This window comes from Acinetobacter sp. V91_7, assembly GCF_031799075.1.
Taxonomy (GTDB): Bacteria; Pseudomonadota; Gammaproteobacteria; order Pseudomonadales; family Moraxellaceae; genus Acinetobacter; species Acinetobacter calcoaceticus.
In genome coordinates this window covers 1-11,492 of record NZ_JAVQNT010000018.1, presented here as the reverse complement: position 1 = coordinate 11,492, position 11,492 = coordinate 1, and the positions used below count along the sequence as shown (strand labels likewise).

The 11,492-nt window shown below is 38.3% G+C and carries 11 protein-coding genes; 2 read left to right on the top strand and 9 right to left on the bottom strand.

Features of this window, described 5'->3' with window-relative positions; translation table 11 throughout:
* Positions 1-120: 120 nt before the first annotated feature.
* Positions 121-2,925: a DUF2339 domain-containing protein gene (locus RMB03_RS00660; protein ID WP_311073149.1), complete on the top strand. Its 2,805-nt coding sequence runs from the start codon at positions 121-123 to the stop codon at positions 2,923-2,925.
* Here RMB03_RS00660 and RMB03_RS00655 read toward each other — a convergent pair.
* Complete coding sequence (locus tag RMB03_RS00655; protein WP_311073148.1) at positions 2,915-3,832, bottom strand: mechanosensitive ion channel family protein; 918 nt, start codon at positions 3,830-3,832, stop codon at positions 2,915-2,917. The two genes, RMB03_RS00660 and RMB03_RS00655, sit on opposite strands and share 11 nt — an antisense overlap.
* Before the next feature lie 9 nt (positions 3,833-3,841).
* A complete protein-coding gene (locus tag RMB03_RS00650; protein ID WP_209831625.1) occupies positions 3,842-4,663 on the bottom strand; it encodes a hypothetical protein in 822 nt (273 codons plus the stop codon).
* A gap of 96 nt (positions 4,664-4,759) precedes the next feature.
* On the opposite strand from RMB03_RS00650, the gene gspE reads away from it, so the two are divergent.
* On the top strand, positions 4,760-6,250 hold the full coding sequence (gene gspE, locus RMB03_RS00645) for a type II secretion system ATPase GspE (RefSeq protein ID WP_004641278.1): 1,491 nt from the start codon (positions 4,760-4,762) through the stop codon (positions 6,248-6,250).
* A gap of 58 nt (positions 6,251-6,308) precedes the next feature.
* On the opposite strand, the gene RMB03_RS00640 is transcribed toward gspE, so the two are convergent.
* From RMB03_RS00640 to RMB03_RS00610, 7 genes are all read right to left on the bottom strand, one after another.
* Positions 6,309-6,740 (bottom strand): organic hydroperoxide resistance protein, encoded by a 432-nt coding sequence (locus tag RMB03_RS00640; protein ID WP_003655074.1) that lies wholly within the window; start codon positions 6,738-6,740, stop codon positions 6,309-6,311.
* 88 nt (positions 6,741-6,828) lie between these two features.
* Positions 6,829-7,266, bottom strand: coding sequence for a MarR family transcriptional regulator (locus tag RMB03_RS00635; RefSeq protein WP_311073146.1), 438 nt, complete (start codon positions 7,264-7,266; stop codon positions 6,829-6,831).
* A 165-nt stretch (positions 7,267-7,431) separates the two neighbouring features.
* Positions 7,432-7,806, bottom strand: a complete 375-nt coding sequence (locus tag RMB03_RS00630; RefSeq protein ID WP_017391223.1) for a DUF4951 domain-containing protein — start codon at positions 7,804-7,806, stop codon at positions 7,432-7,434.
* Between the two features lie 14 nt (positions 7,807-7,820).
* Positions 7,821-8,645 (bottom strand): carbon-nitrogen hydrolase family protein, encoded by an 825-nt coding sequence (locus RMB03_RS00625; RefSeq protein WP_311073143.1) that lies wholly within the window; start codon positions 8,643-8,645, stop codon positions 7,821-7,823.
* A gap of 26 nt (positions 8,646-8,671) precedes the next feature.
* On the bottom strand, positions 8,672-9,193 hold the full coding sequence (gene gigB, locus RMB03_RS00620) for an anti-anti-sigma factor GigB (RefSeq protein ID WP_002117273.1): 522 nt from the start codon (positions 9,191-9,193) through the stop codon (positions 8,672-8,674).
* 102 nt (positions 9,194-9,295) lie between these two features.
* Positions 9,296-10,264, bottom strand: coding sequence for an RsbU family protein phosphatase GigA (gene gigA / locus RMB03_RS00615; protein WP_311073140.1), 969 nt, complete (start codon positions 10,262-10,264; stop codon positions 9,296-9,298).
* 111 nt (positions 10,265-10,375) lie between these two features.
* The gene (locus tag RMB03_RS00610; protein ID WP_311073138.1) at positions 10,376-11,254 is read right to left on the bottom strand and encodes a VacJ family lipoprotein; all 879 of its coding nucleotides are present in this window, start codon (positions 11,252-11,254) and stop codon (positions 10,376-10,378) included.
* Positions 11,255-11,492 lie beyond the last annotated feature (238 nt).

Here is an 11,492-nt window from a genome sequence, read left to right as displayed (position 1 = left end):
ACGTGAAAACGGATATGAATGCAGATTTATGATTTTTGCAGTATTTTGTATGTATAAATATACGCTTGTATTTGCTTAAAGTAAGATGACATGTAATGAAGGTGTCATATTGCTAAGCCCATGTATAAAAAAGACAAACAGGGAATGATCATTGTTTTGATCGCTTTGACTTTGTTTTTAGCCATGTCAATTGGTTTTAAATTTCATAGTGCAGTTGTTGTTTTATCTATTGCATTTATCGTAATACTAGTTCAGTTATTGTCAAATCTGCATCAGCGTCTGACTCATTTAGAACAACAGTTTTCTCATCAAGCAACTCCGCTTTATTCTATTCATATGCAAACAACAGTGATTTATGCGGCTACTTTGGTTGCATTAGTTGCTTATATGAATCACTGGATGTGGATTGCTAGCGGTGCATTACTGGTTTTATTGTTATGTTTGGTCCAAACGATTAGCGCATTTCATACTCGACTGTTGTATCTCGAGTCAGCAAAACAAACCGTTCATGTAAATGAAGTTGTAAATACAGATGCTGTAACACCCGTACTAGAGCCAATTGATCCAAGCAATATGATCAAGCCAGCTCTACCTGAAACGAACACTTTAGATCAAAAAGAAAATCTAGCTCCTGTACAAACTGCATGGTGGCAACCTGCAATAGATTGGATGGTACATGGCAATCCAATTTTAAGAGTTGCTGTTGCTGTGCTCATGGTTGGGGTGGTGTTATTACTGCGTTTTGCAAGTGAACATTGGCAGCTGAGTTTAGGTGTGAAACTTGGATTTATCGCTATTGCTGGAGGCGTATTAACCGGATTTGGATATACCTTGCAAAAGAAAAATCAACTTTTTGCTGTGGCATTACAAGGTGTTGGACTGGCAGTTGTATTCCTAACACTTGTGTTCTCACATCATTTTGGTGTAATTGCCAGCCTAACTACAGCTAGCATCTTATTTACTATTTTATTAGCAATCACTGTATTTTTAAGTTTAAAGCAACAGGCGATTTATTTAGCGATTTTAGCACTCGGCATGGCTTATGCTGCCCCATTGGTGATTCCGCAATATCGCCCTGATGTGGTTTTCTTATTCAGCTACTATTTGGTTATTAATCTTGCGGTTGCCGCCGTTAATTTTATTCAGCCTTGGAAAATCTTAAATCAAATCGCTTTCTTTGCCACGATGTTTATTGGTGGTACTGCAATCGCATTTTATGCAGAACCAGCAAAATTTGACACATTGGACTGGATTTTATGGCTGCATATAGGATTATTTATTTGGTTAAGTGTGCGTTATAGCCAAAATATAGCGCGGGTTTCAGAGCATGAAAAACAAGAAGGTATTCGTTTACCACCACTGTTAGATGTTGGTCTTATTTTTAGTGTGCCTGTACTAGGTTTCACACTACATGCCTATTTAGTACATGAGTCTACACAAGCGTTGACGATTGGTGCTGCAGTATTAGCGGGTACCTATGCAGTATTAACTTTCTGGATCAAAAAGAGTCATCCTCAACTTTCAGTACTAGCAAAAAGTTTTTTCATTCTTGCCGTTGCATTCTTTGCTTTAATCTTTCCACTTGCGAAAGGGGCACATTGGACTGCAATTGGTTGGGTTGCTCAAGGTACGGCCCTCATTGTATGGGGAGTAACTGAGCGCTACCGTTTAAGCCGATATATTGGTGTCATTTTAGTTTTACTCAGTTCAGTTGCATTGTTTTATCAATTTTGGGCGAATGCAGAGTTCCCGACTCTAAGCACAAGCATTTATGCAATTGCCCAATTTATTTCAGCCTTCTATTTGTTGCAGTACAACAGCAAAGAGCAACACTATTTTAGTGCCAGCATGTTTAGCGGTATTTTCTTATGTTTAGGGATGTATGCGGGTGCTGTAGCAGGTGTAGAAATAATGGCATGGCACCATCATGGCTTAAGCCCATATTTGATGATTGCGATACTATTATTATTAATATTTAGTTTAGTTGTGCACTATAAATTGCATGTGCAATGGCAAAGTTTGCAGTTAATTTTAGTTAGCCTGTTATTGTTGTTAATTTTTGGTGAGGTCTTTACCAGCCAAGTATTCAGCATGTTTAAATGGCCGAGTATATTGCAACAGGGTATTTTCCTTGTTGCTGCAATTGCTCTTAGTGTCTTATTTATTATGGCTCAACCGCAGTCAGGTCAGTCTGGATATCTAAAGGTCTGGTCTGGTTTAAGTTGGCTTGCATTAGCGATGATTGGTTTGGCGATCTTTCCACAAATGCCAATAGTTGCTTTGGCTTTTGTACCCGTAGTTTATTCACTCTGGGCGTATAAGTCCCATAAAACTGCTTTGTTACATCAAATTCCGGTGTGGTGTTTAAGTTTACTTTGGTTGCTTGTGGTGAGTGTCGATATCCATTCTGCCGAGTACCTTTATTTTGTTCCTTTGTTCAACTTAACTGATTTTCTTTCAATTGCAGTATTTGCAGGTCTTCTCTTTATTATCTATCAACATGCTTTTGATCAAGATAAATCGCTTGAGTGGACTTTTAAAATTACAACAATTCTAGTGGGATTATTAGTATTCAGTAGTGTGGTGGTCAGAGGTTTGCACCATTACTGGGCGACACCACTATGGAGCGCTGCAATTTGGACAAATGGCGTAGTACAGTTAAGTTTGACATTACTTTGGGTCGTATTAGCGTTCATTTTAACCACATTCTCAAGTCGAAAAATGATTCGTCAATTGTGGTTTGTGGGTGCTGCGCTTTTAGGAATTGTCGTATTAAAACTAATTTTGCTTGATCTATCGCAAAGTGCGACTTTAACTCGGGTCATTTCATTTATTGGAGCAGGTGGGGTAATGCTAATTATTGCTTATATTGCACCATTACCACCGTCATCCGCTGTACAGAAAAATGAAGAGCCTAAGCTTTAGGCTCTCGTTTTAACTCATTTTGATTAGTGTATTGATCGATATCATCTTCAGCAAAAACAGTAGATGGTCGATCAATCAAACCCATTTTAGGAACAGGAATTTCAATCTGATTATCTAAAAATCCATTTCGAATTCTTTCTTGCATCTCATCTCGGACTTTTAAAGAATTTTCTTGTCGACACCACATTGCAAATAAAAGTTCAATCGATGATTCACGAAAGGCCGTAACTGTAACAGCAGGCTTTGGGTCATCTAACACAAGCGGATAATGAGCTGCTACATTAAGTAGAACCTCACGAACTTTAATGATGTCTTCATGGAAGTTAATTGCAAGTGTAATTGGAATACGCCGTATTGGGTATTTAGATAAGTTGTGTACGGGGGCACGAATAAGCTGTTCGTTTGGCAGACGAATATAAACATTGTCGAGTGTAAGTAATTTTACAGAGAGCAAATCAATTGAAATGACTTCACCTTCAATCGTATTTCCACGAATGAGGGTAATCTGGATCGTATCACCGACTTCAAACGAACCTTCACCAATTAAAAATAAACCACTGATTAAGTTACTGGCAGACGTTTGCGAGGCGAAACCAAGTGCTACGGTTAGAATCCCTGCCGCGCCAAGGAATACACTGAGTTTAAAACCAGCTTCTTTTAAACTCGTCATAATGAAGAGTAAGAAAATAAAATAAAAAATACCGCGCCGCCACACCAAACGTTGATGAGCATTAAAGCGTGAGCCAATGGTTCTAATAAATGTATTTGAAATAATACGGGCAAGAACAAAACCAATAAAACACAGTACAACACCGACTAAAATTTCACTAATACGCTCGGTATTGATATTGGTAAATATACTGGTGAGGCTATCAGCGATATCCTTAGGAATATTTGAATCAGCCATATAAACCTCTTAAAAGAATGAATCAAACATATTGAATAATGCTCCACCAGGTGAACGTGGTGGATGAACATAGGTCACTTCACCTGCAAGTGGTGGAGTGCGGTTTTCAATACGAATGCGTGCAGGACGATCAGAGCCTTCATAGAAAACTTTAATTTGAGAAGTCCATAAGCGCCCAGTACTTTCACTATAAAAAAGAGGCAGAGCGGTAACAGGTACATTCATGCGGTCAAAACGCAATTGATGATTACTGGTATTGTGAAAATCAATTGGTGTAACAGCACGAAACGCACGGGGGGTTAACAGGTTCAAATCGGTACGCCCATCTACGGAAGTGGCATAACAGATTTCGCCTTGCTGGGCATTTGGACCAAACCATGTATCTTTAGGTTGAATCACAGGAATTTCAAACAAAGGCTCATGCTGACTTTCAACTAAACCGGCAATCCATAGCGGTGTACTAATATAAAGAGTTCCGCGTTGCCCCGCTGGAATGTAGATAGGATCAACGGGTTTAATTACTACGGAACGGTCTGCCAGACGTGGCATCAGTAGAAATTCTGGATTAGTTTTCCGGAACATGTAGCGTTCTACTTGAACAGTATGCGGAAAGGCAAAATTCGGATCTGCGATTGGGTGCCAATCTTGCTCATTATCGTCTTGAAGAGATGGGCGATAATATTCGATACGCCATTCTTTTATGCCGCGCGTTAGACGAAAAAGCATTGAACCGAATTGCCATGCTTTAGCCTGATTAATTTCAAAGTGCTGTTCGCCCCACCATTTTAAAGAATTCTGGGGACGAGGCTGATATTCATTATTTTCAAACAAGACGTAAAATTCCTCTACCGAGTTGTTAAACAGACTTCACGCTGTAATCTGCTTAGAGTACACTCAAAATCATCTTACTCATCATTATAAATTGTGATGCAAATATTGAAACAAATACAAGTTCCATATAGTTTTGCCAAGCGTCATGGTGTTTTATTTCGTTATGACGGTGATCAGGTATTTATTATTAGACGTCAAAATACTGAAAAAATTGCATTGCAGGAAGCAAGACGAATTCTAGGTAAGCCAGCTCACTACCAATTATGTACTGAACAAGAATTTAATGCACTGCTTAGTACAAGTTATGCGCGAGATACAGGGGAGTCACAAGAAGTTGCAGCAGGTTTAGAAGATCATCCTGATTTATTAAGCTTGGCCGATCAGGTTCCAGAAACAGAAGATCTGATGGACCAAGAAGATGATGCCCCAATTGTTCGTCTTATTAATGCGCTACTTTCAGAAGCAATACGGGTAGGAGCTTCTGATATTCATATTGAAGCTTTTGAAAAGAAACTATCTGTACGATTACGTGTAGATGGTCAATTACGTGAAATTGTACAACCACGCCGTGAGTTGGCGCCTTTGCTGGTTTCACGTATTAAAGTCATGGCAAAACTCGATATTGCGGAAAAACGGGTGCCGCAAGATGGCCGTATTTCTTTACGTCTTGCTGGACGTGAAGTAGATGTACGTGTTTCGACTTTACCTTCATCGCATGGTGAAAGGGTTGTAATGCGTTTGCTTGATAAACAAGCTGGTCGTCTTAATATGATCCATCTGGGTCTGATGGCAAATGACTATGAGCGTTTAACTCAGTTAGTACATCGTCCGCACGGGATTATTTTGGTAACAGGTCCTACAGGCTCGGGGAAAACGACGACCTTATATGCGGCCTTATCGGATCTAAATGACAATACGCGTAACATTTTGACAGCTGAAGATCCGATTGAATATCAACTTGAAGGTATTGGGCAGACACAGGTCAATACTAAAGTGGATATGACTTTTGCTCGTGCTCTAAAGGCAATGTTGCGTCAAGATCCAGATGTGGTCATGGTTGGTGAGATTCGTGATCTGGAAACTGCTGAAATTGCAGTACAGGCATCATTAACAGGTCATTTGGTTTTATCTACACTGCATACCAATACCGCTATTGGCGCGGTCACTCGACTTAAAGATATGGGGATTGAACCATTCTTATTATCGAGCTCTTTAATAGGAGTGATTGCTCAACGTTTGGTTCGTACTTTATGTCAACATTGTATGACATGGCGTGAAGCAGATACTTTCGAAAGACAGGTATTTCAGCATATTCATAGTGAGTCTATGTTGAAGTTACCACAGGCTCAAGGATGTGATCATTGTTCACATTTAGGTTTTAATGGGCGTACAGCTATTTATGAAATTGTGCCTGTTGATGATTCTATGCGCCGTCAGATTCACGGAAATGCGGCTGAATATGAATTAGAAAATCATGCTCGTCAGTACTCTGGCTCTATTCGTGATGATGGTTTACGCAAAGTGCTTACAGGTAAAACTACACTCGAAGAAGTGCTTCGAGTAACCAATGAAGCAAGTGAAGCATAATTTGTAACGTGCAATAAAAATGCCCGATAAGATTCGGGCATTTTTGAAACTTGAAAAATTACTCAGTCACAATATTAAAGTTCACATCAATATTATTGCGAGTTGCATTTGAATATGGGCAAACGATATGAGCTGCTGCAACTAACTTTTCAGCTTCTTCACGGTCCATGCCAACCAAGTAAACATTTAAAGTTACTTCAATACTAAAACCTGTAGGAATTGGACCAATACCTACTTCGCCTTCTACATACGCATCTTTGCTAATATTAAATTTATCGCGGTTTGCAACAAATTTTAAAGCGCCTAAAAAGCATGCTGAATAACCAGCTGCAAATAATTGCTCAGGATTTGTTACAGCACCACCAGCACCACCCATTTCTTTAGGTACGCCAAGTTGTACATCTAATACACCGTCTGATGAGGTTGCGCGGCCATCACGACCACCGGTTGCTTTAGCTTTTGCGCGATAAACAACTTTTTCTAATGACATCGTTTTTATTCCTAAAATAAATTGAATACAAATATATCGTACACGACTTAATTGTTTTGACAAGTATATTTTTTGAAAAAATTGCTGTTTATTTGACTAGGTTTGTACGGAGTTTAGTAAGTTGATCTTTTAGGTCCAGTAGCGTTGTCATATCACATGAACTTGCATCTAATACTTCTGATGGAATATTCATTGCCTGATCTTTTAATTTTTTTCCTTCCTCGCTTAACGTAATAATAACTTGGCGTTCATCTTGTGTTGAGCGAGTGCGGTGAAGAAAATGTAGGGCTTCTAATTTTTTCAGAATAGGGGTGAGAGTTGATGATTCTAAAAAAAGCTTGGCACCAATTTCTGAAACAGTAACTTCATCCTGTTCCCATAAAACTAACATCACCAAATATTGAGGATAAGTAATACCCAAAGGCGTTAGGAGTTTTCTGTAGAGCTGATTAAGAGCTAAATTTGTTGAATAGACGAGGAAACATAGTTGATTCTCAAGCTTTAAATTTTTACAGTCTTGGTCCATATATTCCTCAAAGAAACTAATATTGCTTTTGTAGTATATCGCGTTCTATTCAGTTTCTTAAATGTTCATAAGAATAGGTTATGAATAAAGTAAATTAAGGGGCATAAAAAATGGAATAATTAAATCAATTATTCCATAAGATAAAAATCTTTTAGATAAAATTGTCTACCATAGATCTGCAATTTTTTTCATTAAACGTGCACGATATTTAGCAGTAGGATTATTTACACTACGTTGTTGCTCTTGTTCATAAAAATCTTTCCAAGCAGTAATCATTTCAAGTGTTGTTCCTTGTTTTTTAATCATAGAAACATCTGCTGGTTGAATATTTTCTAAACGTTGTCTTGCGCCTTCTGCGCCAGTTCCCCATCCAATTATTCTTTGGCCAAATGCAGGCAAAGGAATATCTTTAGGAGTAGAGGGAAGAATATCTGATTTGAGTTGTGCAGTTGGTGAAACGAAATGATTCGTTGTGCCAAACTCTGCATAACAATGAATATTTGCCCCCAAGCAAAAAAAGCTAAATAAGTATTTCCACATGAATAATTAAACTTTTAATAGTGAATCAATTTACGGTGTGTCATTAGAGGCATTGAAGAGCGGACAAGATCTTGTGCTGTTAAATCAAAAGGTACAGTGATTAAACCATTCCCTTCATATTCAATCATACTTAAAATTTGACCACGACTATCTGTTGCCCCCGAGTGTCCCCAGGTTTGACGTTTTTCACCATGCCAGCCTTGTTGTGCTGCACCTAAAACATAACATTGGCTATCCATTGCCCGAGCCTGTAGCAGAAGTTGCCAATGCATTTGCCCAGTTGTGTAGGTAAATGCAGCAGGAGCAGTAAGAAGATGAGCGCCTTGTTGTCTTAGCGTTAGAGCAAGCTCTGGAAAACGTAAGTCATAACATACCATTAAGCCAATATTGCCAAAAGGGGTAGATGTGACTACTACGTCTGTTCCTGGTTCAAAGAAACGAGACTCTTGATAACCACCGACCGCATCACCAACTTGTACATTAAATAAATGGATCTTGTCATAACGTGCTTCTGTACGCTCAGGGCTGATACAGAGGCTAACGGTTCGGACGCGACCATCTTGAATCGTAGATCCATCTGGACGGAATGGACATGGTAAGGTTCCAGCTACAATCCAGATTTGATATTGATGCGCTAGTTGCTCCAGCCTTTGTTGAATAGATTCAAATTGCTCAGCAGTTTCACGTTGTTTTCCAGCAGCAAAACATACAAAGTTTTCAGGGAAAACAATCAGGCTAGCATTTTGCGCCTTGCTTTGTTGAATCAAAGACTCAATGACTTGAAAATTATTTTCAATATCATCTTGAGAGTTCATTTGAGCAACAGAAACAAGAGTCATATTCTAATCCGGCTTAATCGTGAAAATCAGGCATTTTGCTTATCCGATACCTGTTCAAGCGTATCTTGTTCTTTCTGTAACTGCTTCACAAGTGGCTCAAACATATTCTGATTGTTTGCATTGAGTTTCATCAATGTCTTATGTGCATCCAGAACAGTTCTTAGCATTGCATTATGAGTGATTTGTTCATCTGTTAACGTTAACGTACAAACATTAGGATCACCACAATAATTCAAAATGACAAAAACCTGCCCTAGCCCCATACTGTTGGCTAAGGTTGTGATATCTGGATTGGTAGATAGCATCACAGCTTGAATATGATGAGTCTGTTTCAGCTTTAAACCTAGCTTAGCTAAGATACCTAATACAGTACTATCAATAAATGTTGTTTGGGTTAAATCAACGATTGCACCAACAACATTCTCTTGCTGTTCAATTCTGTTTAAAAGTTTGTCTAGACTTATACAAGAATGGGCTCGCACTTCACCAATAAGTTTGAAAATATGCGTTCCATTTAAGCTTGCATATTCAACATGACCTGTTGACATATAAATGCCATTTTCAGAGAAGGATAGAAAAATTATCACATAGTGCCATCTCAGACTCAAGAGTCCTTAGGTCGTATATTATGTAATTAATTGATTCGTAAATTAATTCATTCGACAAAGGCTAAAGATGGCAATATCATCGGCCACATGATCGGGTGCTTGAAATGATTGATTTTGCAAATGATGAACTAATTGTTGGAACTGATCGTTTAAACCACCATCAAAGGGCTCAAGGGCTCCATCAGAACAAATAATGAAGCGTGATTGGTGGTTTAATGTACAAATATGCTCTTCAACTTCCAACTCATCCGTTAAACCTAGCGGAAAACTGCTCGTTGTTAAAATTTTGGGTGGTTGGTTAGGTTCGAAAATAATAGGAGGAGGGTAGTGCCCAGCACTTGACCAACGAAGGGTATGCGTCTCAAGATTTAAAATACCCACAACAATCGTAATGTGCTTTTCAATATTTTCTTGAACCAACATCCCGTTTAATTTTTTAATTAATTGTCTTGGGGTTTTAGATCGGCCATGGAAAGCTGCCATCCATGATGTTAGCAAACTACTCGTTACACCATGACCTGAAACATCTGCAAGATAAAATAAAACTTCTTTATCGTTTAATTTCCAATAGTCATACCAATCACCGGAAAGATAAGCTGAAGGCTGAAAGAAAGTTTCGACTTCATAATTTAATAAATCGATTGGGTTTGGTAATAATCGCTTTTGCAATTCAGCAGCCGAAGGTAAGTCACGGCTATCTTGATTACGCTTATATTGAGCATCAATTCTTGATAATGCTTTGTTTAAATCGTTAGGTAGTTGATTCCATACCCAACCTGCAAGAGCGCCTGCTTCCCATGCATGAGCTAAAGCGCCACCTTCATTTTCAAAAGCAATTACAATAGTTGGTAAATTCCACTTAAAAGTTAGGAAATCTTGTACATCTGCGATTGCAATGATGGTTGGATCATATAAGTCTAAATCATCTATGTTAATGACTTGTAAGCCTGGTAGTTTATCCAAAGCTTGCTCTAAATAAGGGATAGAGCGTGTCGGTTTAATAAAATACATAGAAGATATGGTAGTCCTTTTATATGATCACTTTATTCATCATAGAGTATGTATGATCAAAATCAAGGTATTGCCGAACTCTCAATCCAAGCAATACCTTTATTTTATCTTTTAAGGGTTTTGATTCTCATCTGGTGTATCTTCTGAATCATCATCAATGAAAGACACATCAGCTGAATCACCTTTTTTCTCAGCAATTTGGAATGCTTTACGTTGGAGATACAAGTCTCGAATCATGGCATATTGATCACCCTGTAAGGTCTGATCTAAGTCTAGATATTGAGCACGTGTATCAACAGCTTGTAATAAGTTACTCGACCAATAAACACCATCTTGATCATCAAGAATATATTTCTGTGGACGAGCTTGAGCATCTACTGCCAAACCAAAACCATCACGTAAAGTACTTGGCCCAAAGAAAGGTAGCATAAGGAATGGACCAGAGGGCACACCATAGTAACCAAGAGTTACACCAAAATTCTCTTCCTCAGTTGGTAAACCTAAGCGGCTGGCTGGGTCTGCCAAACCAAGAGTGGTTAAGGTATTAATCGTAAATCGACCTAAAGTTTTTGCTGCACGAGCTGGGCGACCTTGAATAAGCTGATTAACAGCATTCCATGGTTCTCCTAGGTTTTTACGGAACTGGCGATAAGAACCGCGTACGTCTTCTGGTGTTTTTTCTTTATATTGAACTGCAACAGGACGCAAAAAGTTTCGGTCCAACATGTCATTAAAAGAATAAATTGGGCGGTTCAGGGATTGCAAAGGATCTTTTACAGGATCTGGTTGTGCTGCATTTGCATTTATTTTTAAATCTTTAACCTTAATATTTTTTAAATCATTAATAATTTGTGATCGAACATGATGAGGTCCAACTTCTGCTGATGAGTTAGCATTAGGAGATTCACTTATAGTGCTTTCTTGAGCATATATAGAGGTGCAAACACCTACAGATAACACGCTTAATAAAATTAAATTAGAATAATTCATATAATTCCTTAACCGCCAGCCAGGCTAATACTTAATGTGCAGTTGGGTGGAGATATGTTTTAATACAAAATCGATAACCTATTATCAATGTAAAATTGATCAAATAATATAGATAATATGCTAAAAAGGTTAAAAAATAGCCATACGGTGTGATTAATTTTAAAAAGGTATTGCAAAGGGTTGTTAATCCTCTATAATGCACATCCATCGGCGGTGATGCAGATAGAAACTTGTTGAA

What these genes read in the sequence shown, in the direction of transcription:
- RMB03_RS00660 (WP_311073149.1), top strand. Translation starts at nt 121, where the DNA reads ATGTATAAAAAAGACAAACAGGGAATGATCATTGTTTTGATCGCTTTG.
- RMB03_RS00655 (WP_311073148.1), bottom strand. Translation starts at nt 3,832, where the DNA reads ATGGCTGATTCAAATATTCCTAAGGATATCGCTGATAGCCTCACCAGT.
- gspE (WP_004641278.1), top strand. Translation starts at nt 4,760, where the DNA reads ATGCAAATATTGAAACAAATACAAGTTCCATATAGTTTTGCCAAGCGT.
- RMB03_RS00640 (WP_003655074.1), bottom strand. Translation starts at nt 6,740, where the DNA reads ATGTCATTAGAAAAAGTTGTTTATCGCGCAAAAGCTAAAGCAACCGGT.
- RMB03_RS00635 (WP_311073146.1), bottom strand. Translation starts at nt 7,266, where the DNA reads ATGGACCAAGACTGTAAAAATTTAAAGCTTGAGAATCAACTATGTTTC.
- RMB03_RS00630 (WP_017391223.1), bottom strand. Translation starts at nt 7,806, where the DNA reads ATGTGGAAATACTTATTTAGCTTTTTTTGCTTGGGGGCAAATATTCAT.
- RMB03_RS00625 (WP_311073143.1), bottom strand. Translation starts at nt 8,645, where the DNA reads ATGACTCTTGTTTCTGTTGCTCAAATGAACTCTCAAGATGATATTGAA.
- gigB (WP_002117273.1), bottom strand. Translation starts at nt 9,193, where the DNA reads ATGTCAACAGGTCATGTTGAATATGCAAGCTTAAATGGAACGCATATT.
- gigA (WP_311073140.1), bottom strand. Translation starts at nt 10,264, where the DNA reads ATGTATTTTATTAAACCGACACGCTCTATCCCTTATTTAGAGCAAGCT.
- RMB03_RS00610 (WP_311073138.1), bottom strand. Translation starts at nt 11,254, where the DNA reads ATGAATTATTCTAATTTAATTTTATTAAGCGTGTTATCTGTAGGTGTT.